The organism is Bordetella genomosp. 1 (genome assembly GCF_002261335.1).
Classification (GTDB): domain Bacteria; phylum Pseudomonadota; class Gammaproteobacteria; order Burkholderiales; family Burkholderiaceae_B; genus Bordetella.
Genome location: NZ_NEVL01000004.1, coordinates 195,928 through 217,630 on the forward strand (window position 1 = coordinate 195,928; position 21,703 = coordinate 217,630).

The following is a 21,703-nucleotide window of genomic DNA, read 5'->3' on the forward strand; positions in this document are numbered from 1 at the left end:
TTGATCCTTTGGTCTCCTGACAGCTCCGTGTAACGGGGGCCACAAGACCAGCCAACCTCCTGTTTTTACGGGAAGTTTTTCGTGGAGTGCAACGCGATGTCTACGCCTTTGGCCAATATCTACTCGCGCCTGCCCGTGTCGTTCACGCATGGCAAGGGCGTCTGGCTCTGGGATCCGCAAGGCCGCAAGTATCTCGACGCCCTCGCCGGCATCGGCGTTTCCTGCCTGGGCCACGACCACCCCGGCCTGGTCGGCGCGATCGCCGAGCAGGCCGCGCGCGTCATCCACACCTCGAACATCTACGAGGTGCCGCAGCAGACCGAGCTGGCCGCCCGCCTCAATGCCCTGTCGGGCATGCAGGAAGTGGCGTTCAACAACTCCGGCTCCGAGGCCAACGAGGCCGCCATCAAGCTGGCGCGCTACTACGGCTATAAAAACGGCAACACCCACGCGCACATCATCACGATGGACTCGTCGTGGCACGGCCGCACGCTGGGCACGCTGGCCGCCACCGGCAGCGAGAAGGCGCGCAAGGGCTTCGAGCCCCTGCCCACCGGCTTCATCCAGGTGCCCTACAACGACCTCGCCGCCGTGCGCGCCGCGGGCGACCGCGAGCCGCGCGTCACCGCCGTGCTGCTCGAAGTGCTGCAGGGCGAAGGCGGCATCCGCCCCGGCGACACCGCCTATCTGCGCGAGCTGCGTGCGCTCTGCACCGAACGCGGCTGGCTGCTGATGATCGACGAGGTCCAGTCGGGCATCGGCCGCACCGGCAAGTGGTTCGCCCACCAGTGGGCCGGCATCGAGCCCGACGTGATCACGCTGGCCAAGGGCCTGGCGGGCGGCGTGCCGATCGGCGCCATGCTGGCGCGCGGCCCGGCCGCCGGCGTCTTCACCCCGGGCAGCCACGGCACCACGTTCGGCGGCGGTCCGCTGGCGTGCGCGGCCGGCCTGGCCGTGCTGGATGCGATCGAACAGCAAGACCTGCTGGCCAACGCCGAACGCGTGGGCGAGCACCTGAAACAGGCCCTGGCCAGCGCGCTGGCCGGCCTGCCCGGCGTCACCGAGGTCCGCGGCCGCGGCCTCATGCTGGGCATCGAACTGGCCCGCCCCTGCGGCATCCTGGCGCTGCGCGCCATGGAGGCGGGCCTGCTCATCAACGTGACGCGCGACAAGGTCGTGCGCCTGCTGCCGCCGCTCATCCTCACCCAATCCGAGGCCGACCAGATCGTCGCGATCCTGGTGCCCCTCATCAAACAGTTCCTGGCCGAACAAGCATAATGAACCGCAGGCGGCGCCACGAGCGCCAGCCCGCGACTGACCTGTGACTTCCAACATGACTCCTCCCTCGAATCAAAACGGCCCGCTGCGGCATTTCCTGCAGTTCAAAGACCTCTCCGCCGCCGAGATCGGCTACGTGCTCGAACGCGCCCGCATCATCAAGGCGAAGTTCAAGCGCTACGAACCCCACATGCCGCTGCACGACCGCACGCTGGCCATGGTGTTCGAGAAGGCCAGCACCCGCACCCGCGTGTCGTTCGAGGCCGGCATGTACCAGATGGGCGGATCGGTCATCAACCTGACCTCCAACGATTCGCAGCTCGGCCGCTCCGAGCCGATCGAAGACACCGCGCGCGTGATCTCGCGCATGGTCGACATCGTGATGATCCGCACCTTCGAGCAGACCCGCATCGAGCGCTTCGCGTCGCACTCGCGCGTGCCGGTGATCAACGGCCTGACCAACGAGTTCCATCCCTGCCAGATCCTGGCCGACCTGTTCACCTACATCGAGCACCGCGGCCCGATCACCGGCAAGGTGGTGGCCTGGGTGGGCGACGCCAACAACATGTCGTACACCTGGCTGCAGGCCGCCGAGCTGCTCGGCTTCACGCTGCACGTGTCCACGCCGGCCGGCTACGAGCTCGAACCCGCGCGCATCGGCAACCCCTCGCCCGCCGTCCTCAAGCAGTTCAAGGACCCGATGCAGGCCTGCCAGGGCGCGCACCTGGTCACGACCGACGTCTGGACCAGCATGGGCTACGAGGCCGAGAACGAAGAGCGCCGTGCCGCCTTCGCCGACTGGTGCGTGGACGCCGAGATGATGGCCGTGGCCGATCCCGAGGCCGTGTTCATGCACTGCCTGCCGGCCCACCGCGGCGAGGAAGTCACCGGCGAGGTGATCGACGGCCCGCAGAGCGTGGTCTGGGACGAAGCGGAAAACCGCATGCACGTGCAGAAGGCCCTGATGGAGTTCCTGCTGCTGGGCCAGCTGCCCTGACGCGGGCACGGCCGGGCGCCGTCTCCGTCCCCGAGGCGCCCGCGCCCGGGACGGGCGGCGGCCGGGCCGTCACAAAAGCGTTAAAATAGCCCGTTGATTCACTTTCGCGCCGCCGCTGGGCGGCGCCCGTCGTGCGGCACGTCGCCGTCAGTCCCGTTGGCGCTCTCGATCACACAATGACTACCATTCTTCCGAACCTTCCCTCCGGCCAGAAGGTCGGCATCGCCTTTTCCGGCGGCCTGGACACCAGCGCGGCCCTGCTGTGGATGCGTGAAAAAGGCGCGATCCCCTACGCCTACACCGCCAACCTCGGCCAGCCCGACGAGCCCGACTACGACGACATCCCCCGCCGTGCGACCCAGTACGGCGCCGAAAAGGCCCGTCTGATCGACTGCCGCGCGCAGCTCGTGGCCGAAGGCATCGCCGCCCTGCAAAGCGGCGCGTTCCACATCTCGACGGCCGGCATCACCTACTTCAACACCACCCCGATCGGCCGCGCCGTCACCGGCACGATGCTGGTCGCCGCCATGAAGGAAGATGGCGTGAACATCTGGGGTGATGGCAGCACGTACAAGGGCAACGACATCGAGCGTTTCTATCGCTACGGCCTGCTGACCAATCCCGAGCTGAAGATCTACAAGCCCTGGCTCGACCAGCAGTTCATCGACGAACTCGGCGGCCGCGCCGAGATGTCGGAATACATGCAGAAAGCCGGCTTCGACTACAAGATGTCGGCCGAGAAGGCGTATTCCACCGACTCGAACCTGCTCGGCGCCACGCACGAAGCCAAGGATCTCGAGCACCTGAATTCCGGCATCCGCATCGTCAAGCCCATCATGGGCGTGGCGTTCTGGCGCGACGACGTCGCCGTGAAGGCCGAGGAAGTCACGGTGCGCTTCGAGGCCGGCCAGCCGGTCGCGCTCAACGGCGTCGAGTATGCCGACCCGGTCGAGCTGCTGCTCGAAGCCAACCGCATCGGCGGCCGTCATGGCCTGGGCATGAGCGACCAGATCGAAAACCGCATCATCGAGGCCAAGAGCCGCGGCATCTACGAGGCCCCGGGCCTGGCGCTGCTGTTCATCGCCTACGAGCGCCTGGTCACCGGCATCCACAACGAAGACACGATCGAACAGTACCGCGAAAACGGCCGCAAGCTCGGCCGCCTGCTGTACCAGGGCCGCTGGTTCGACCCGCAGGCCATCATGCTGCGCGAAACGGCGCAGCGCTGGGTGGCCCGCGCCGTCACCGGCGAAGTCACCATCGAACTGCGCCGCGGCAACGACTACTCGCTGCTCAACACCGAGTCGCCCAATCTGACCTACGCGCCCGAGCGCCTGTCGATGGAGAAGGTGGAAAACGCCCCCTTCACCCCCGCGGACCGCATCGGCCAGCTCACCATGCGCAACCTCGACATCGTCGACACGCGCAGCAAGCTGTTCACCTACGTGCAGACCGGCCTGCTGGCCCCGTCCACCGGCACCTCGCTGCCGCAGCTCAAGGACACCGGCAAGAAGTAAGCCTTGCCGCGCACGAGAAAAACCGGGTCGCTCGACCCGGTTTTTTTTCGTCCCAAGCCGCCCGCCGCGCGACTTGGCGCCATCGCGGCGCGGAACCACTGATGCGGCCCTTTAAAAGCGACAGTGTTTTTCATACAAAACATTAAAGACCCGCTGGCGGACTGACGTTAAGGGAGCGCGGCCCTCCCCTTCGTTTCCGGGCCGCGTCGAACAGGACCCGTCATGCCCCGCTTAACGCTTCGTCAAAAACTCTGGATTCCCCTGGCCATGGCCTGGCTCGGCCTGCTGGCCGTCACCGTCTTCAACGCCTACCAGGCCCGCTCGCTGCAGATGGGCGAACGCCGCCAGGATCTGTCCAACCTCGCCGAAGCCGCCCACAGCCTCATCGTCGAATCGATGAAGCAGGTCGAGCAAGGCAAGCTCACGCAGGCGCAGGGCCGCCAGCAGGCCATCGAACGCGTGGCCTCGCTGCGCTACGGCAGCGACGGCTACGTGACGCTGACCGACGCGCAGTCGAACATCGTCGTGCACCCCATCAACGCCAGCCTGAACGGCAAGAACATGTCGAGCTTCCGCGACGCCAAGGGCGGCGCGCTGTACGGCGACATCGCCCGCGCCGGCAGCTCGACGGCGGGCAACGGCTACATCGAATACTGGTGGCCGCGCCCGGGCGCCAAGGAAGCCAGCCCCAAGCTCGGCTACGTGCAGCGCTACAAGCCGTTCGAGTGGGACATCATCGTCGGCACCTACATGGACGACATCGAAGCCACCTTCCAGCGCTCGCTGCTGGAGTCGATCGGCCTGCTGGTCGTGCTCGGCGTGGCCATCTCCTTCATCGGCGCGCTGGTGGTCCGCAGCATCCACCGCTCGGTCGGCGGCGAACCCGACACGGCCGCGCAGATCGCCGGCCGCATCGCCGCGGGCGACCTGACCACCCAGGTCACCCTGCGTGAAGGCGACCGGGAAAGCGTGATGGCGGCCATCGCCCACATGCGCGACCGTCTGGCCGACACCGTGGGCCAGATCCAGTCCGCGGCCGGCTCGATCGATTCGGCCGCGCGCGAGATCTCCGCCGGCAACACCGACCTGTCGTCGCGCACCGAGCAACAGGCGGCCTCGCTCGAGGAAACCGCGTCCAGCATGGAAGAGCTGACCTCGACCGTGCGGCAGAACGCGGACAACGCCCGCCAGGCCAGCGAACTCGCCAGCCAGGCCTCCACGGTGGCCGGCCAGGGCGGCGAGGTGGTGAACCAGGTGGTCGAGAAGATGCGCGGCATCACCGCCAGCTCGCGCAAGATCGGCGACATTATCGGCGTGATCGACGGCATCGCCTTCCAGACCAACATCCTCGCGCTGAACGCCGCCGTGGAAGCGGCGCGCGCCGGCGAACAGGGCCGCGGCTTCGCCGTGGTGGCGGGCGAAGTGCGCAGCCTGGCGCAGCGCAGCGCCAGCGCGGCGCGCGAGATCAAGGACCTGATCGGCGAATCGGTCGGCCAGGTGGAAAGCGGCTCCGCGCTGGTGGAACAGGCCGGCGCCACCATCGAGGAAGTGGTGCAGGCCGTGCACCGCGTCACCGGCATCATGAGCGAGATCGCGCAGGCCTCGTCGGAGCAGACGCGCGGCCTCGAGGAGGTCAACCGGGCCGTCTCGCAGATGGACGACGTGACGCAGCAGAACGCCGCCCTGGTCGAGCAGGCCGCGGCGGCAGCCGCCTCGCTGGAAGACCAGGCGCAGCACCTGCAGCGCGCCGTGGCGATCTTCCGTCTGGGCCACGTCCAGGCCGTGAGCGCCGTGCCCGCGGGCCGCGCCCAGCTGGGCTGGGACCCGCAGGCCGCCTGACGCCCCTGCCCTGCACGAAAAAAAAACGGCGGCCCAGGGGCCGCCGTTTTTGCTGGCGCCACGCCCGCGCCGCACGCGCTGCGGCGCCGGCACGGCGTGCTCAGAGCTCGACCTGCATGCCCATTTCGACCACCCGGTTGGGCGGGATCTTGAAGAACTTGGTGCTGCGCGTGGAGTTGCGCGCCAGGAACGAGAACAGCGCCCGGCGCCAGCCGAACATGGCCGGCCGGCGCGCCGCCACCACCGTCTGGCGCGACAGATAGAACGAGGTGCGCATCGGCTCCAGGTCGATCTCCGGATAGGCCTCGGTGACCTCGCGCAGCACCTCCGGCACGTCCGGATCCTCCTTGAAGCCGTAGTGGATCACCACGGTCCAGCTCGAGGCGCTGATCTTGTTGACGCTGAAGCGCTCCTCCACGCTCACGTACGGCACGTCGGCCACGCGGATGGTGAGGAAGATCACGTGGTCGTGCAGCACCTTGTTGTGCTTGAGGTTGTGCAGCAGCGCGGGCGGCACGTTGTCGGGATTCATCGTCATGAAGATGGCCGTGCCGTGCACCCGCGCGGGCGGGTAGGTCTCGAGCTGCTCCATGAACGAGGCCAGCGGCTGGCGATCGCGCGCCTGCATGTCGGCCAGCAGGTGCCGGCCGCGCCGCCACGTCATCATGAGCGTGAACACCACGATGCCCACCGCCAGCGGCAGCCAGCCGCCCTCGTGGATCTTGAAGATGTTGGCGCCGAACAGCAGGATGTCGACCACCAGCAGGATGCTCAGCGTCACCATCCACAGCGCGCGCTTGCCGCCGGTGCTGCCGCGCGGCAGCACCGCGAAGGCCAGCACGGAGGTCGTGAGCATGGTGCCGGTCACGGCAAAGCCGTAGGCCGCGGCCAGGCTTTCGGAATCGCGGAACAGCACCACCAGCACCAGCACCGCGCACAGCAGCAGCGCATTGACCTGCGGCAGGTAGATCTGGCCCTTCTCCACCGCCGAGGTGTGCAGGATCTGCATGCGCGGCCAGAAGCCCAGCTGGACCGCCTGGCGCGTGACCGAGTACGCGCCCGAGATCACCGCCTGCGAGGCCACCACGGTGGCGATCGTGGCGAGCCCGACGAGCGGGACCAGGCCCCAGTCGGGCGCCATCAGGAAGAAGGGATTGCGGATCGCGGTGGGATCGCGCAGCAGCAGCGCGCCCTGGCCGAAATAGCAGAGCGTGAGCGCCGGCAGCACCATCGAGAACCAGGCGCGCCGGATCGCCGGCCGGCCGAAGTGGCCCATGTCGGCGTACAGCGCCTCGGCGCCGGTGAGCGCCAGCACCACCGCGCCGAGCAGCAGGAAGCTCATCAGCGGCGCCTCCGCGATGAAGCGCAGGCCCCAGACCGGATTGAGCGCCTGCAGCACCTGCGGCGTCTGCCAGATCTGCCAGCCGCCCAGCACCGCCAGCACGAGGAACCACACGCCCATCACGGGGCCGAACAGCTTGCCCATGGCGCCGGTGCCGTGCGACTGGATCATGAACAGCGCGACCAGCACGATGAGCGCCAGCGGCACCACCCACGGGTCGAGCGTGTGCGACACCACGCCGATGCCCTCCAGCGCGGAGAGCACCGAGATGGCGGGCGTGATCATGCTGTCGCCGTAGAACAGCGCGGCCCCGAAGATCCCCAGCACGATGAGCAGCCAGCGCAGCCGCCCTTCGCGCCCGCGCACCGCCAGCTCGAGCAGCGCCAGCGTGCCGCCCTCGCCGCGATTGTCGGCGCGCAGCACCAGCATCACGTACTTGAACGACACCACCAGCATCAGCAGCCAGAACAGGATCGACAGCACGCCGAGGATGTGGGCGGGCTCGAGGTCGGCGAAGCCGGTGAGGCAGGCGCGCAGCGTGTAGAGCGGGCTGGTGCCGATGTCGCCGTACACCACGCCCAGCGCGCCCAGCATCAGGACGGCCTGGCTCGACGGCGCATGCGCCGGAGTGCCCGCCACGCGCGTGGCGGATGAAGAGGACTGGCTCATAGGAGGCGTTCTTGACGCGTCAGTTGAGCACCCTTGCGGGGGCCGGGAAACACCACGGACAGCCGGGTGCCGGAATACTCCGGCCGGCTCACCAGCTTCCACCATGCGCCGTGCGCATGCGCGATTTCGCGCACGATGGCCAGCCCGAGGCCGGAACCGTCGGCGGTGGCGCTGGGCGACCGGTAGAAGGCTTCGAACACGCGCTCACGCTCGTCGGGCCCGATGCCAGGACCGTCGTCCTCGACGGTCAGCGACGGCGGATTCTCGCCCACGGTCAGCACGATGCGGCCGCCCTGCTTGCCGTAGCGCAGGGCGTTGTCGATCAGGTTGCCGAGCAGTTCGTCGAGCAGCAGCGGATCGCCGTCGATCCACACCGGATGCTCGGGCGCGGCCAGGTCGATCTCGACCTGCGACAGGCGCGCGTGCGGAATCCATTCCGCGCCGCTGGCGCGCACCCATTCGCACAGGTCCAGGCGCAGGAAGCGATCCTGCGGGCGCGCGTTCGGGTCGGCCTTGGCCAGCACCAAAAGCTGTTGGCCGAGGCGGATCATGCGGTCGCTCACGGCCTTGATGCGCTCGGCGCGGGCCCGCACGTCGTCGGGCAACGGCCGCGCCAGCATCAGCTCCGATTCGAGCCGCAGGCCGCTGAGTGGCGTGCGCAGCTGGTGCGCCGCATGGCCGATGAAGCGGCGCTGCGCGGCCAGCGAGGCATCGAGACGCAACAGCAGATCATTGATATGGGTGACGAGCGGCGCGATCTCGGCCGGCAGACCGGCCACGGCCATGGCCTGCATGTCGTCGATGGAACGCAGCCGGATCTCTTCGGCGAGGTGATTGACCGAGGCCAGGCCGGAGCGCACGCCCTGGATCACGACCCAGGCGAACAGCGCGACCAGCAGCACCTGGCCCACCACCATCAGCCAGAAGAAGTCTTCGAGCATCCAGACCGACATATCGATCTTGTGCGTGATGACCCAGGTGGCCGCGAGATCCAGCAGCACGAGCAGCAGGATGGGCGGCATGAGCCGCACGACCAGGTGGCGCGCGAGCGATCCGCGCGGCAGCTTGAGCCCGCTGTGCATGGGCGGTGGCGGCAGAGGGGTCTGCGAGTCCGGCATGGCGATCAACGGCGGTCAGGGATGCAGGGCATGGACCTGGTCCGCCAGGCGGCGTTACGCCGCTTCCACGTCCAGCATGTAGCCGAAGCCACGAACGGTCTGGATGCTGGCGCCGGTGCCTTCGAGGCGCTTGCGCAGGCGGTAGACGTAGACCTCGACCGCGTTCTCGCTGAAGTCGGCATCCCATGCCGACAGCGAATTGACGATCTGGCGCTTGGTCACCACGCGGCCGACCCGGGCCATCAGCATCTCGAGCACGGAGAGCTCGCGCACCGACAGGGCCAGGCGATGGCCGTTGGCGCGCACCTCGCGGCCGACGGTGTCGAACACCAGCGGGCCGACTTCGATCAGCGGCTGGGCCTGGCCCGAACGACGGCGGCCCAGGGCGCGCACGCGCGCGGCCAGCTCGGGCAGGTCGAAGGGCTTGGTCACGTAGTCGTCGGCGCCGGCATCCAGCCCCGCCACGCGGTCGTCGAGACCGTCGCGCGCGGTGAGGATCAGCACCGGGACCTGGTTGTTTTCCTGGCGTACCTGACGCAGCACTTCCAGGCCGCTCAGGCCGGGAAGGTTGAGGTCGAGCAGCAACAGGTCGTACGGCTGCCCCGCCAGTGCGCCCTGGACCTTGTCACCTTCGGTGAGCCAGTCGACGGCATAGCCCTGGTCGGACAGGAATTCCTGGAGCGCGTGGCCCAGGGTGGTGTCATCTTCGATTACGAGAACTCGCATTCCGCGATTCTAGCGCGAACCGGGGCCGGACACTCAACTGTCTGATTGTGTCCGGCCACCGGATGGCCGTCGGGGCTCAGCGCGCCGCAGCGGGCCGGGCGGCCGGAGCCGATGCCGCGGGCGCGGCGGGGGCCGGGGCGGCGGCGCCGGCGGCGGGCGCACCCTCACCCGGGGCGGCGGTCGTGCTGCCGGGCTGGGTGATGAAGCCGATGCGGGTCATGCCGCCACGACGGGCCGCGGCCATCACCTTGGCCAGGGTTTCGTAGCGCGTGTTCTGGTCGGCGCGGATGCGGATCTCGGGCTGCGGCTTGTCCAGGGCGATGGCGCGGAAGCGGTTCTGCAGATCGTCGAACAGGACGGGCTGCTCATCCCAGAACAGCGCGCCCGAGGCGTCGATCGCCAGGTCCACCGTCTTGGGCTCTTCCTGCACCTGCTCGGCGCTGACCTGCGGCATGTTGATCTTGATCGAGTGCGCCAGCAGCGGCGCCGTGATGATGAAGATCACCAGCAGCACCAGCATCACGTCGATCAGCGGCACCATGTTGATCTCCGACACGGTATGGCCGCCAGAGCCTTTGTTGTCGAAGCTCCCGAAAGCCATTACTCGCTCCCACGCGTGCCGGGCTGGCGACGCAGCGCGCGCACCTTGCCGTCGGACACGGCGACTTGCTGGCCGGTCGTCAGGAAGGCGAACAGATCATGGGCGAACGCATCGAGGCGCGACAGGAACACGCGGTTGTTGCGCACGAAGGCGTTGTAGGCCAGCACGGCGGGGATGGCGACGGCCAGACCCAGGCCGGTCATGATGAGCGCCTCGCCCACGGGGCCGGCGATGCGGTTGATGGTCACGCCATCGGACAGGCCGATGCCGACCAGCGCGTGATAGACGCCCCACACCGTGCCGAACAGGCCGACGAACGGCGCGGTCGAGCCGACCGATGCCAGCACCGTCAGGCCGTTTTCGAGCTTGGCGGTCTCTTCGTCGATGACCTTGCGCATCGTGCGCGTCACGAATTCGCCGTTGCTGCCGGCCTCTTCGAGCTTGGTCGCGCCGTACTTGGCATGGTGGGTCTGGGCATGGATCGCGTGGCTGGCCAGGTGCGAGAACGGATCGCGCGCGCCGTGCGTGGCGATTTCGTTCTGGACCTGCTCCAGCGAGCTCGAACCCCAGAACTTGTTCAGGAAGCCGGCCGCGCGCTTGCGCATCGACATGTTCGAGAACGCCTTCACCACGATCAGGTACCACGTCACCAGCGACATGATGATCAGGATGATGAACAGCGTCTTGCCGACGAAGTCGCTCTGCGCGATGAAGTGCATGAAGCCCATGTCGGGCGCGACGGGCGGTGCCGACGGCACGGCGGCGGCGGCCGGCGCGGCCGTGGTGGCGGCGTTGCTGAGCGCGTCGGCGGCCTGCTGCACGGCGCCGGGGTTCGCGGCCGGCGCGGTCTGCGCGGCGGCAGGCGCTGCGGCTCCCGCAGCGGCCGGGGCGCCGGTGGTGCTCGCCTGAGCCACCATGTAGATGGCGTTCTGGATAGCGTTGAACATCTCAGTTCCTTATTACGAAATCGAATGGAAGTTTTGCTTTGGCCGGGAGAGCCACACCGTTACGCATCAGCGGCTTGAAGCGGGCCTTGCGGGCCGCCGTGAGCGCGGATTCATCGAGGCGCGAAAAACCGGACGACGAGTCGACGGAGGCTTTGTCCACCGTCCCTTGGGTATTGATCTCGACCAGCACCACCACGCGGCCTTCCTCGCGCATGCGCTTGGACGCCATCGGGTAGACCGGCATCGGCCGCTGACCGAGGTACTCGACCTGCGACAACATGATGGCCTCGTCGGGCGGCGGGCCCTGGCGCGGGGCCTGGTTCACCTGATTGCCTTCGACGGCGCCGGTCGGCGGCGCGGGCGGCGTTTCGGGCTTGGGCTCGGGCTTGATCTCGGGCTTGGGCTGCGGCTTGGGCTGCGGTTTGGGCTTGGGCTTGGGTTTCGGCTTGGGCGCCGGCTCCGGCGGCTTCTCGATGACCGGAGGCGGCTCGGGCTCGGGCTCCGGCTCGATCTCGGGCTCGGGTTCCGGCTCCGGTTCGATTTCGGGTTCCGGCGGAGGCGGGGTTTCCTCCACGGGCGGTTGAGGCTCGGGCTGCGGCTCGGCCTTGGCAACCTGAGGCACGGGGGCCTCGATCACGCTGACCATCACCGCTTCGGGCTCGAGCAGCACCGGCGGTGTGTCGGGGGTGGCGAAGAAGATGGCGCCGACGACCGCGGCGTGAGCCGCTACGACGAGTGTGCCGGCCCCTGCGCGTAACGCGTAAGACACCTGCGAAGAATTCCGACCGCTTTGAACGCTAGGCATGAATCAGCCAAATACATTGATCGATGCCGCACCGCAGCACCCGGTGGGGCGCGCTACGACCGTAAACACGGGACGATATATCAAATGCGAATGATTCGCAAGTTAGTTCAACTGGCGAAAGACGTCAACGCTACCGTAAAAAACCGCCCGCGCGCAATCGCAAACCCCGGCGCTGCACCGGGAAAATGCAAATTCGCCGGCAGGCACTGGCACTGCGCGATGCATGACACGCCTCTTGCATGAAGCGCACGAGGCCGCAGGCGCGCATCGCGCTGCAATCGAGGGAGACACGCGGAAAACGCGTGAAGCGGCGATGGCACGACGCAACTGTCGAGGCGGGCCGAAAGGCGCCGGGCAGGAAATCGCGGGGAGGTGCCGGAACGCGGCGAGAGACAGTACAACGTCGGGGATGATCCTTCGCGCGGCGCCGATCGGGCAAGCGATGCGACGGGGAAAGATCTGGTGGGTGCTACAGGGGTCGAACCTGTGACCTACGCCTTGTAAGGGCGCCGCTCTACCAACTGAGCTAAGCACCCCGGTGTCGTATGCGGCCGCAAGTATAGCGAACCGACTTCAAGTCGGCAAATGGCGCGGCCGATCGGATCGTGACGCGCCATGCCGACTCGCACGTCATCAGTTGACGGCGTCTTTCAGGGCCTTGCCCGGACGGAACTTGGGCACTTTGGCCTTCTTGATCTTGATGGTTTCGCCGGTGCGCGGATTGCGGCCCGTGCGAGCAGCGCGCGACGAGACGGCGAAGGTGCCGAAGCCCACCAACGTAACCGTACCGCCCTTCTTCAGGGTGGTTTTGACGGCACCGATCAGGGCGTCAAGCGAGCGGCCAGCGGCGGCTTTCGAGATGTCAGCCTTGCTGGCGATGTGATCGATGAGTTCGGTTTTGTTCATTCAGGTTTACCCCTCACAAGGTATGGCTTTCACGGATCGCGCAGCAGTTCGCGACGGCGAATGCGCGGGCCGATGATAGAACGGACGTGGGAAAAATAGTTCTTGCGCTGCAAAGCACAACTTTTTAACTGCTGCGTCGCAGTTCTCAGGGGCGCTTTTCGCGGGGTCCTGATAGCTGCGACGCAGGGTGTTATTAGGCCTTGGCCCACTGCGGCTGTCAAGGAAAAACCACGCCGCAAGCCGCGCCAATACTAGCTTTTACTGCTTTGCGCAATAAACAAAAACGCCTACCGGGCAGTGCTTCGTTCCACGCGCGCAACGTCGTCGACGCCTTCGCAAATGGCATGCCGCCACGCCATGCAACGCCGCCGCGAGGCACGCCGCGGCACGCCCATCGGCGCCAATCGCGACCGCAACGCGCCGCCGTCGTGGCGTCTTCATGCATCAACGTGCATGCGGCGCGCGCAATGAAAAAGGCGCCGCTCGCGCGACGCCCTTCCCTTCCGGAACCCGCGCCCGCGGGCTCAGGCCATCGCGCCCTTCAGGGCCTGGTCGAAGTCGAACAGCAGATCGCTTTCGTCCTCGATGCCGACCGACACGCGGATCAGGCTGTCGGCGATGCCCATCTGCGCGCGGCGCTCCGCGCCCATCTCGTAATAGATGGTGTGCGCGGCCGGCAGCGCGAGGCTGCGGGTATCGCCCAGGTGCGTGGCATTGAGCACGATGTTCAGGCGATTGAGGAAGTCGAAGCAATCGATGCCCTCGGCCAGCTCCACGCCCAGCAAGCCGCCGAAGCGCCCGTCGCGGAACAGGCTCTTGGCGCGTGCGTACTGCGGATGGCTCTCGAGGCCGGGATAGTGCACCTTCGATACGCCGGGATGCGCGTCGAGGAAGCGCGCCAGCGCGAGCGCGTTGCTGCTGTGGCGGTCCATGCGCAGCGCCAGGGTCTCGGCGCCGATCGCGATGCGGTGCGCCGGCTCGGCCGCCAGCGTGCCGCCCATGTCGCGCAGGCCCTTCTTCTTGATCTGCGTCAGGCCCCAGCCGGTGGAAGGGCCCTTCTTGTACGCGTCGTAGATGTTGGCTGCGTCTTTCCAGTCGAACAGGCCGGTGTCGGTCACCGCGCCGCCCAACGCATGGCCATGGCCGGCGATGTACTTCGACAGCGAGTTCATGACGAGCGACGCGCCCACGTCGCGCGGCTGGAACAGCCACGGCGAGGTGAGCGTGTTGTCGACCACGTAGACCAGATTGCGTTCGCGGCACAGGGCGCCGATGCCCGCCAGGTCGGCGATCTGCGTGCCCGGGTTGGCGATGGTCTCGGTGAACACCATGCGGGTGTTCGGGCGGATGGCGGCGCGCACCTGTTCGACGTCGGTGGCATCGACAGAGGTGATCTCCACGCCCAGCTCGATCAGCGTGCCCAGCAGGCTGTTGGTGTTGCCGAAGATGAACTGGCTCGACACCAGGTGATCGCCCCGGCGCAGCAACGTGCTGAAGATCGCGGCCAGCGCGGCCATGCCCGTGGCAAAGCTCACCGTGCCCTTGCCGCCTTCCATGCGCGAGATCTTGGCCTCGAGCGCCGTGGTGGTGGGCGTGCCCTGGCGCGCGTAGGTGAAGCCGGCCTTGCCCTGGAACACCGCGGCGAGCTCGCGCGCGTCGTCGTAGGCGAACTCGGAGGACGGATGCATGGGCTTGTGCACGGCGCCATGCTCGACGGCCTGGTCGCGGTCGGAATGAAGAATCGTGGTGGTGAAGCCGTTCTGGTGCATGATGGAATCGCTCGGATGCAGGACGGGCGGCGAACGCCGCCCGGGAAAAATCAGCTGCGGCGCTGGCGCACGGTTTCGTACAGGCACACGGCGCTGGCGACGCTGACGTTCAGGCTCTCGACCGAACCCGCCATCGGGATGCGCACCAGCTCGTCGCAGGTCTCGCGGGTGAGGCGGCGCATGCCCTCGCCTTCGGCGCCCATGACCCAGGCCATCGACTGCCGCGCATCGACCGCGTGCAGATCGTGCTGACCCTGGTCGTCGGTGCCGACCAGCCAGACACCGCGCTCCTTGAGCTCGCGCATCGTGCGGGCCAGGTTGGTGACGGTAATGTAGGGCACGGTGTCGGCCGCGCCGCAGGCCACGCGCTGCACGGTGGCGTTGAGGCCGACCGCACGGTCGCGCGGCGCGATCACCGCGTGCACGCCAGCCGCGTCGGCGGTGCGCAGGCAGGCGCCGAGATTGTGCGGATCGGTCACGCCGTCGAGCAGCAACAGGAAGGCCGGGCCTTCGATCACGTCGAGCACTTCATCGACGTCGACGGCGAGCTGGCGCTCATCGGCCAGCGCGACCACGCCCTGGTGGCGCGTGCCGCGCGCCAGGCCATCGAGGCGGTCTGCCGCAACCGGATGCACGCGGCAGCCGGCGCGCTCGGCCTGCTCGATCAGGCTTTGCATACGTTTGTCGCGGCGCGATGCCTCGACGTAGAGTTCTTTGATGGATTCGGGCGCGTGACGCAGACGTGCGACGACCGCGTGAAAACCCGCCAGGACCTGGGCCGACGCCATGATCTCGACTACCTATATAGAGAGGAAACAACATCCGCCCGGATCGGGCGGAAGTCGCCCACCGGCAAGCCGGCGGGCGGGACGATGCTGCAATGTTACCGCGCCTGGAAAAGGCGCGCCCGATCAGCGGCGGGTGCGCGTGGCCTTCTTGGACGCTGCGCCCGAGCTCGATCGCGGCGCCGCCTTGGGCGTCTTGGGCGGCTGGCTGGCCTTCTTGGCCTCGGCACGGCGCTGCTTGGCCGTCTGGCCCTTCAGCGCGGCCGGCTTGGGCGCGGCCGCCTTCTTGACGCGGCGCGGCTCGTCGGGATTGCGCGTGGCCTGCTTGCGCAAGGCATCGAAGCTCGTGCCCTTGACCAGGCGGAACTCGATGCGGCGCGCCTCGAGGTCGACGCGCGAGACCTGCACCTGGACCTTGTCGGTCAGGCGGTAGCGCATGCCGGTGCGCTCGCCACGCAGCTCGTGCAAGGCGTCGTTGAACTGGAAGTACTCGCCGCCGAGTTCGGAGACGTGCACCAGGCCCTCGACGTGCAGCGTGTCGAGCGTGACGAAGATGCCGAAGCTGGCCACGCCAGTGACGGTGCCGCTGAAGTCTTCGCCCACGCGCTCCTTGACGAACCACGACTTGAGCCAGGCCTCGACGTCGCGCGAGGCTTCGTCGGCGCGGCGCTCGCTGGCCGAGAGCAGCAGGCCGAGCTTTTCCCAGATGGCGTGTTCGTGTTCGCGCTGGCCGCGGCCGATCACGAGCGGCTGGCCCTCGAGCTGCGGCACGTAGCGCTTGCCTTCGAGCAGCGCCTTGATCACGCGGTGCGTGAGCAGGTCGGGATAGCGCCGGATCGGCGAGGTGAAGTGGCCATAGGCCGCGTACGCCAGGCCGAAGTGACCCATGTTGTCGGGGCTGTAGACGGCCTGCTGCATCGAGCGCAGCAGCATGGTCTGGAGCAGCGGGAAATCGGGACGGCCGCGCACCGAGTCGAGGAACTCGCCGTAATCCTTGGCGGTCGGCGTGTCGCCCCCGCCCAGCGACAGGCCCATGGTGCGCAGGAAATCGCGCAAGGCCTGCAGGCGCTCGGGCGTGGGACCTTCGTGGATACGGAACAGGCCGGGATGCTTGCTGCGCGCCATGAAGTCGGCGGCGCAGGTGTTGGCGGCCAGCATGCACTCTTCGATCAGCTTGTGCGCGTCGTTGCGCACCGACGGCACGATCTGCTCGATGCGGCCGAGCTCGTTGCACACGATCTTGGTCTCGACGGTGTCGAAATCGATGGCGCCGCGCTTCTTGCGCTGCTGCACCAGCAACTGGAACAGCTCATACAGATGCTGGACGTGCGGCATCACGCGCTTCATCGCCAGCGCGGCGGGGCCGCCCGGCTGTTGCAGCGCCTCCCAGATGCTGGTGTACGTGGTGCGCGCCTGCGAGTGCATCACCGCGTTGTAGAACTGATAGGCCGTGATCTGGCCGGCCTTGGCGCCGGAGGCCGGAATCACCATGTCGCAGACCAGCACGAGGCGGTCGACGTTGGGATTGAGCGAGCACAGGCCGTTGGACAGCGACTCGGGCAGCATCGGGATCACGCGGCGCGGGAAATACACGCTGGTGCCGCGCTCGAGCGCGTCGTCGTCGAGCGGATCGCCGGGGCGCACGTAGTGGCTCACGTCGGCGATGGCGACGATCAGGCGCCAGCCCGGGCGCTTGCGCTGGCCGGTGCCGAGGTCGACCGGCTCGCAGTAGACCGCGTCGTCGAAGTCGCGCGCGTCTTCGCCGTCGATCGTGATGAGCGGCACGTCGCGCAGGTCGATGCGGCCTTTCAGGTCACCCTTGCGCACCACGTCGGGCAGGCGCGCGGCCTGCTTGCGCGCGGCCTCGGTGAACTCGACCGGCACGTCGAACTTGCGCACCGCGATTTCGATTTCCATGCCGGGATCGTCGATCTCGCCCAGCACCTCGAACACCTTGCCGAGCGGCTGGGTGTGGCGCGTGGGCTGCTCGATGATCTCGACCGAGACCACCTGGCCGTGCTGCGCGCCATTGGTGTCGCTCGGCGGAATCAGGATGTCGTGCTTGATGCGCTGGTCTTCGGGGACCACGATCGACAGGCCGTGCTCGTGCAGGAACCGCCCGACCAGCTTGTTGGTGCGGCGCTCGATGACCTCGACGATGGTGCCTTCCGGCTTGCCGCGATACTCGCCCGACGGCTTGACCAGCACGCGGTCGCCATGCAGCACCTTGAGCATTTCGCGCGGCGACAGGAACAGATCCTGGCCGCCGTCGTCGCGCACCAGGAAGCCGAAGCCATCGCGGTGGCCCTGCACGCGGCCGGCGACGAAGTCGAGCTTGGTGGCCAACAGCAGCACGCCCTTGCGGTTGGGCATCAACTGACCGTCACGCTCCATGGCGCCCAGGCGCCGATCGAAACCGACGCGCGTGGAATCGCGCTCGACCCCCATGCGCTGCGCCAGTTCGTCGGGCGAGAGCGGTCCACCGGCCGATCGCAACGCCTGCAGGATCTGTTCGCGCGAAGGCACGTCAGGATCGAAATCGGGCGGCGTTTCGGGCAACACGGAAGTGGATCTGTTGTTATTGGAGTCGTTGTTCGATCGTTTTGCCAAAGGTGAAAATCCCGTTTATACTGCGCAGCTCTGTGGTCAGCCCAGCGGCGACACTGCAGCAGAAAAGTGATACTCGATGCATGAAGCACAGGTAGCTAGTCTACATGAGCAAATCGCAAAAGAGATTGCGCGAGAGGTGATTGAAAATGCCCTCGATCGCGTCGATTGAAAATCCCGGTGATTCAGATCGAAGCGAGCGGAGCAGATCGAAAGCCTTGCGCCCACGCATTTGCATACCGGCCAAGAACGGTGTGCCAGGCGAGATCTCGGCAGGGTAGCACGGCTCTGATACAGTGCCCAGGTGGCGGAATTGGTAGACGCGCACGGTTCAGGTCCGTGTGCCGAAAGGTGTGGAGGTTCGAGTCCTCTCCTGGGCACCACAGTTTCAGTCGGCATGACGCGCAACGCGCGGCACGCTGCAGCAGCAAGAGAAAACCCCGAAGCCCAGGCTTCGGGGTTTTTGTTTTTGCGCCCCACCCTCTTGCCCTCCGTTGCGCGCACAGCGATTGCGGCCGCAACGGATCCGGATCAGGCCGCCCCGCCGCGCGATCCGCAGCGCGCCACGTGATGGCGCTGATACACCTCCTCGCCCATCGCCGCGATCTGCTGCGCCACCAGCCGCTCGAACGGCGCCAGCAGCGCGTCGTACTGCCGCGTGCCTTCGAGCGCGTTGAGCGCGGCCGCCACGGCCTCGATCGACGACACCGCGCCCTCGGCGTCGGCGTGCCGCACGCGATAGCGCGTCTGCGCCACGCCGTCGAGCGTGATGCGCGGCAAGGCGGCCAGCGCCGGATGGTCGCGCAACATGCCGCGGGCGTGGCGCCAGGTGCCGTCGGGCACCACCAACTGGATCTCTCCCGCCTTCTCCGGCGCCTGCGCCGTGCCCTGCGCGAGGCGCGCCGCCAGCGTGCTCGCCGGCACGGCGTCCTCGCCGGGAAACAGCAGCCAGCTCTCGCACCCGGGCCGCTGCCACAGGCTCGCGTCGAAGGTCTTGCCCACGACCATTTCCGCGTGCGCCAGCCCCAGCACCGCGAGCCGGGCGGTGTTGAGCGCATGCCGGGCCTCGTCGGGATGCTGCAGCACCAGCACGCGGACACGGTTCCGCAGCGCCGGAATGGCGGAGCAGAGACAAAGCGCGAGCGGACGCAGGCAACGCGGACAGACGGGACGGGGCATGGTGCGGGCAAGGCAAAGACGGGCCGGACATCGGTGTCCGATACAGGCGCAAGCATACCGGGTCGCCCGCCCCCGCATCCTCCGGCGCGGCTCGCCCGCTGCCCGCGGGGCGGGGCGATGCCAGTGGCTGCTGCCCGTATCCGCCGCCCGTATCCGCCTTCCCCAAGACGCCCCGTCACCAAAAAACCACGAAACTTGCACAACCCGGAAAAAGTGTGCATAATCTCGCTTCTGTTGATTTTGACGGCAACGCCAAAACACAGAGCCCAGGTGGCGGAATTGGTAGACGCGCACGGTTCAGGTCCGTGTGCCGCAAGGTGTGGAGGTTCGAGTCCTCTCCTGGGCACCAATAATTCCCAAAAAGGCCCGTACGAAAGTACGGGCCTTTTTGCTTTGTACGCCCAGGAAGGAAAGCGCCTGCGCGCTTTCCGTGGGGACGAGAAAGGTTGCGCTTGCAAGCGCAACCATCCCGAGACGCTCAAACGCCCCCCTTCTTTCACCGCAAATCACTGACGCGCATCGCGCATCCCGGCAGCGTGATCGGCGCATTTCAATGTGCGCATAAAAATATTTTCGAAAAACGGCGTTTTCGCGTGCACGCATTCAAAAAAGTGTGCATAATTCGCCTCCTGCTGATTTGACGCGACGGCAACGCCGCAGAGATTCAACAGAGCCCAGGTGGCGGAATTGGTAGACGCGCACGGTTCAGGTCCGTGTGCCGCAAGGTGTGGAGGTTCGAGTCCTCTCCTGGGCACCATAATTCCTCAAAAGGCCCGTACGAAAGTACGGGCCTTTTGCTTTTCTACGCCCAGGAAGGAAAGCGCCTGCGCGCTTTCCGCGAGGACGAGAAAGGTTGCGCGTGCAAGCGCAACCGGGGTCGCGCCCGTGTGACCGAGTCCTCTCCTGGGCACCAATAATTCCCAAAAAGGCCCGTACGAAAGTACGGGCCTTTTGCTTTTCTACGCCCAGGAAGGAAAGCGCCTGCCTCGCCCTCCCACGGTTGCGCCTGCAACCGCCCACAAAAAAAGCCCGCGCGCGGCGGGCTTCATGCCGGATGCGACGGGCAGCCTCAGCCGCCGAACACGCGCGTCATCACGACGTGGGGGATGCCGGCCTCGACGAACTCGTCGCCTTCGGCCTGGAAGCCGTGGGCCTCGTAGAAGCCCTTGGCATGGCTCTGCGCGTGCAGCACCAGCATGCGGTGGCCGTCGCCGTGACCCTGCTGGATCAGGGCGTCGAGGATCTGCCCGCCCACGCCGGTGCCGCGCGCCAGCTTGCGCACGGCCATGCGGCCGATGTGGCCGTCCGGCAGCAGGCGACCGGTGCCCAGCACGCGGTTGGCGGCGTCGTAGGCAACGGCGTGCACGCTGACCGCGTCGTCGTCATCGAGCTCGATTTCGGGCGGCACGGCCTGTTCCTGCACGAACACCTCGAAGCGTACGGTGCTCGCGTCGTCGCGCAGCCTGTCCCAGGTGCCCAGCACGATGCGGATTTCAACGGGCTTGCTCATGTCTCTTCCCCTTCTACAACTTGGATCGAAATTGCGATGACATCGATTGTCGCACCGCCAGGGGGCCGCGCGCACGCGCGGGCGCCGCGCTGCCAGTAGAATGGGCGCCTCCCGCCCTCCCCTGTCTGCGCCACGCTACGCCGCCCGCCCATGTCCGCCGTTCTCAATGCCGCGTTTCCGGTGTTCGCCCTGATCCTGACGGGCTGGCTGGCGGCCCGATTCAAGGTGCTCGGCGAGTCCGCGACTCAGGCGCTCAACCGCTACGTGGTGTACCTGTCGCTGCCGGCACTGCTGTTTCGCGCGATGGCCAACGCCGACCTGTCGCAGCTGAATCACTGGGGCTATATCGGCGCGTTCTGGGGGGGCATCTGCGCCACGTTCCTGCTGGCGTTCCTGCCGCTGGGCCGGCGCGGCCTGGCCCTGAGCGATCGCACGCTCGACGGCCTGGCCGGCGCGTACGCCAACGCCGGCTACATGGGCATCCCGCTGTGCCTCGCCCTGCTCGGACCGGCCAGCCTGCCGCCCTCGATCATCGCCACGCTGCTCACGGCCTGCGCCCTGTTCGCGGTGTCCATCGCCATCATCGAATTCGACCAGCATCGCGACCGCCACTGGACCGGCACGCTGGCCAAGGTGGCGCGCGCCCTGGCCCGCAATCCGCTGCTGGTCGCGCCCCTGCTGGGCCTCGCGCTCGCCGTGGCCGGTGTGCACGTGCCGAGCGGCGTCGATCACTACCTGGAACTGCTGGGCGCCTCCGCCAGCCCCTGCGCGCTGGTCACGATCGGCCTGTTCCTGGCGCAGACGCCGGCCGCATCGGGCCGCGGCGCGGTCGGCCGCATGGTGTTCGCCAAGCTGCTGGTGCAGCCCGCCGTGACCGCCTGGCTGGCGTTCCGCGTGTTCGACATGCCCGACGTCTGGGCCTGGACCGCCGTGCTGATGGCCGCGTTGCCGATCGGCACGGGCCCCTTCATGCTGGCGCAGATGTACGGCCGCGATGCGGGCGCCACCTCGCGTGCCATCCTGGTCTCGACCATCATTTCCGTCCTCACCGTCAGCCTGCTGGTCGCCTGGGTCAGCAGCCACCCGCTCGCCTGATCCCTACGCCGCC

General features: G+C 67.5%; 17 protein-coding genes and 4 tRNA genes. 8 read left to right on the forward strand and 13 right to left on the reverse strand.

Features of this window, described 5'->3' with window-relative positions:
• Positions 1-96: 96 nt before the first annotated feature.
• The 4 genes from CEG14_RS17850 to CEG14_RS17865 all read left to right on the forward strand — a co-directional run bounded on the left by CEG14_RS17850 (position 97) and on the right by CEG14_RS17865 (position 5,631).
• A complete protein-coding gene (locus CEG14_RS17850; protein ID WP_094827762.1) occupies positions 97-1,278 on the forward strand; it encodes an aspartate aminotransferase family protein in 1,182 nt (393 codons plus the stop codon).
• Positions 1,279-1,333: 55 nt separating this feature from the next.
• Positions 1,334-2,275, forward strand: a complete 942-nt coding sequence (argF, locus tag CEG14_RS17855) for an ornithine carbamoyltransferase (protein WP_094827763.1) — start codon at positions 1,334-1,336, stop codon at positions 2,273-2,275.
• A 176-nt stretch (positions 2,276-2,451) separates the two neighbouring features.
• A complete protein-coding gene (gene argG, locus CEG14_RS17860; RefSeq protein WP_094827764.1) occupies positions 2,452-3,792 on the forward strand; it encodes an argininosuccinate synthase in 1,341 nt (446 codons plus the stop codon).
• Between the two features lie 222 nt (positions 3,793-4,014).
• Entirely contained in the window at positions 4,015-5,631 is a 1,617-nt protein-coding gene (locus CEG14_RS17865) for a methyl-accepting chemotaxis protein (RefSeq protein WP_094827765.1), read from the forward strand.
• A gap of 100 nt (positions 5,632-5,731) precedes the next feature.
• On the opposite strand, the gene CEG14_RS17870 is transcribed toward CEG14_RS17865, so the two are convergent.
• The 11 genes from CEG14_RS17870 to rnr form a co-directional block, all read right to left on the reverse strand.
• Positions 5,732-7,642, reverse strand: coding sequence for a potassium transporter Kup (locus CEG14_RS17870; RefSeq protein ID WP_094827766.1), 1,911 nt, complete (start codon positions 7,640-7,642; stop codon positions 5,732-5,734).
• A complete protein-coding gene (locus CEG14_RS17875) occupies positions 7,639-8,724 on the reverse strand; it encodes a sensor histidine kinase (protein WP_094827767.1) in 1,086 nt (361 codons plus the stop codon). Before CEG14_RS17875 ends, CEG14_RS17870 begins: the two co-directional genes overlap by 4 nt.
• Positions 8,725-8,814: 90 nt before the next feature.
• Positions 8,815-9,486 (reverse strand): response regulator transcription factor, encoded by a 672-nt coding sequence (locus CEG14_RS17880; RefSeq protein WP_094827768.1) that lies wholly within the window; start codon positions 9,484-9,486, stop codon positions 8,815-8,817.
• A gap of 76 nt (positions 9,487-9,562) precedes the next feature.
• Positions 9,563-10,087: an ExbD/TolR family protein gene (locus CEG14_RS17885; protein ID WP_094827769.1), complete on the reverse strand. Its 525-nt coding sequence runs from the start codon at positions 10,085-10,087 to the stop codon at positions 9,563-9,565.
• Complete coding sequence (locus CEG14_RS17890; RefSeq protein WP_094827770.1) at positions 10,087-11,034, reverse strand: MotA/TolQ/ExbB proton channel family protein; 948 nt, start codon at positions 11,032-11,034, stop codon at positions 10,087-10,089. The genes CEG14_RS17885 and CEG14_RS17890 overlap by 1 nt, the downstream gene beginning before the upstream one ends.
• Before the next feature lies 1 nt (position 11,035).
• Positions 11,036-11,839 carry an energy transducer TonB gene (locus CEG14_RS17895; protein WP_094827771.1) on the reverse strand — a complete coding sequence of 268 codons (804 nt, stop codon included), beginning with the start codon at positions 11,837-11,839 and terminating at the stop codon, positions 11,036-11,038.
• A gap of 460 nt (positions 11,840-12,299) precedes the next feature.
• Positions 12,300-12,375: transfer RNA gene (locus tag CEG14_RS17900), tRNA-Val, on the reverse strand.
• Between the two features lie 97 nt (positions 12,376-12,472).
• On the reverse strand, positions 12,473-12,745 hold the full coding sequence (locus tag CEG14_RS17905; RefSeq protein ID WP_094827772.1) for an HU family DNA-binding protein: 273 nt from the start codon (positions 12,743-12,745) through the stop codon (positions 12,473-12,475).
• A 524-nt stretch (positions 12,746-13,269) separates the two neighbouring features.
• A complete protein-coding gene (locus CEG14_RS17910; RefSeq protein WP_094827773.1) occupies positions 13,270-14,514 on the reverse strand; it encodes a cystathionine gamma-synthase family protein in 1,245 nt (414 codons plus the stop codon).
• A gap of 50 nt (positions 14,515-14,564) precedes the next feature.
• Positions 14,565-15,302, reverse strand: a complete 738-nt coding sequence (gene rlmB / locus CEG14_RS17915; protein WP_094827774.1) for a 23S rRNA (guanosine(2251)-2'-O)-methyltransferase RlmB — start codon at positions 15,300-15,302, stop codon at positions 14,565-14,567.
• Between the two features lie 123 nt (positions 15,303-15,425).
• A complete protein-coding gene (rnr, locus tag CEG14_RS17920; protein WP_094827775.1) occupies positions 15,426-17,909 on the reverse strand; it encodes a ribonuclease R in 2,484 nt (827 codons plus the stop codon).
• Between the two features lie 295 nt (positions 17,910-18,204).
• Here rnr and CEG14_RS17925 point away from each other — a divergent pair.
• A tRNA-Leu gene (locus tag CEG14_RS17925) sits at positions 18,205-18,289 on the forward strand.
• A gap of 148 nt (positions 18,290-18,437) precedes the next feature.
• On the opposite strand, the gene CEG14_RS17930 is transcribed toward CEG14_RS17925, so the two are convergent.
• Positions 18,438-19,085 carry a tRNA-uridine aminocarboxypropyltransferase gene (locus CEG14_RS17930; protein WP_094827776.1) on the reverse strand — a complete coding sequence of 216 codons (648 nt, stop codon included), beginning with the start codon at positions 19,083-19,085 and terminating at the stop codon, positions 18,438-18,440.
• A gap of 264 nt (positions 19,086-19,349) precedes the next feature.
• On the opposite strand from CEG14_RS17930, the gene CEG14_RS17935 reads away from it, so the two are divergent.
• Together CEG14_RS17935 and CEG14_RS17940 are read left to right on the forward strand one after the other, a co-directional pair.
• Positions 19,350-19,434, forward strand: a tRNA-Leu gene (locus CEG14_RS17935).
• 323 nt (positions 19,435-19,757) lie between these two features.
• Positions 19,758-19,842 (forward strand) — tRNA-Leu (locus CEG14_RS17940).
• Between the two features lie 312 nt (positions 19,843-20,154).
• Here the strand turns inward: CEG14_RS17940 and CEG14_RS17945 are convergent.
• Positions 20,155-20,595, reverse strand: a complete 441-nt coding sequence (locus tag CEG14_RS17945) for a GNAT family N-acetyltransferase (RefSeq protein ID WP_094827777.1) — start codon at positions 20,593-20,595, stop codon at positions 20,155-20,157.
• Between the two features lie 150 nt (positions 20,596-20,745).
• Here CEG14_RS17945 and CEG14_RS17950 point away from each other — a divergent pair, with 150 nt between their 5' ends.
• Positions 20,746-21,690: an AEC family transporter gene (locus CEG14_RS17950; RefSeq protein WP_094827778.1), complete on the forward strand. Its 945-nt coding sequence runs from the start codon at positions 20,746-20,748 to the stop codon at positions 21,688-21,690.
• Positions 21,691-21,703 lie beyond the last annotated feature (13 nt).

Bases quoted from the DNA above. Each gene is read 5' to 3' on its own strand.
- CEG14_RS17850 (WP_094827762.1), top strand. From the start codon at position 97: ATGTCTACGCCTTTGGCCAATATCTACTCGCGCCTGCCCGTGTCGTTC.
- argF (WP_094827763.1), top strand. From the start codon at position 1,334: ATGACTCCTCCCTCGAATCAAAACGGCCCGCTGCGGCATTTCCTGCAG.
- argG (WP_094827764.1), top strand. From the start codon at position 2,452: ATGACTACCATTCTTCCGAACCTTCCCTCCGGCCAGAAGGTCGGCATC.
- CEG14_RS17865 (WP_094827765.1), top strand. From the start codon at position 4,015: ATGCCCCGCTTAACGCTTCGTCAAAAACTCTGGATTCCCCTGGCCATG.
- CEG14_RS17870 (WP_094827766.1), bottom strand. From the start codon at position 7,642: ATGAGCCAGTCCTCTTCATCCGCCACGCGCGTGGCGGGCACTCCGGCG.
- CEG14_RS17875 (WP_094827767.1), bottom strand. From the start codon at position 8,724: ATGCACAGCGGGCTCAAGCTGCCGCGCGGATCGCTCGCGCGCCACCTG.
- CEG14_RS17880 (WP_094827768.1), bottom strand. From the start codon at position 9,486: ATGCGAGTTCTCGTAATCGAAGATGACACCACCCTGGGCCACGCGCTC.
- CEG14_RS17885 (WP_094827769.1), bottom strand. From the start codon at position 10,087: ATGGCTTTCGGGAGCTTCGACAACAAAGGCTCTGGCGGCCATACCGTG.
- CEG14_RS17890 (WP_094827770.1), bottom strand. From the start codon at position 11,034: ATGTTCAACGCTATCCAGAACGCCATCTACATGGTGGCTCAGGCGAGC.
- CEG14_RS17895 (WP_094827771.1), bottom strand. From the start codon at position 11,839: ATGCCTAGCGTTCAAAGCGGTCGGAATTCTTCGCAGGTGTCTTACGCG.
- CEG14_RS17905 (WP_094827772.1), bottom strand. From the start codon at position 12,745: ATGAACAAAACCGAACTCATCGATCACATCGCCAGCAAGGCTGACATC.
- CEG14_RS17910 (WP_094827773.1), bottom strand. From the start codon at position 14,514: ATGCACCAGAACGGCTTCACCACCACGATTCTTCATTCCGACCGCGAC.
- rlmB (WP_094827774.1), bottom strand. From the start codon at position 15,302: ATGGCGTCGGCCCAGGTCCTGGCGGGTTTTCACGCGGTCGTCGCACGT.
- CEG14_RS17930 (WP_094827776.1), bottom strand. From the start codon at position 19,085: ATGCCCCGTCCCGTCTGTCCGCGTTGCCTGCGTCCGCTCGCGCTTTGT.
- CEG14_RS17945 (WP_094827777.1), bottom strand. From the start codon at position 20,595: ATGAGCAAGCCCGTTGAAATCCGCATCGTGCTGGGCACCTGGGACAGG.
- CEG14_RS17950 (WP_094827778.1), top strand. From the start codon at position 20,746: ATGTCCGCCGTTCTCAATGCCGCGTTTCCGGTGTTCGCCCTGATCCTG.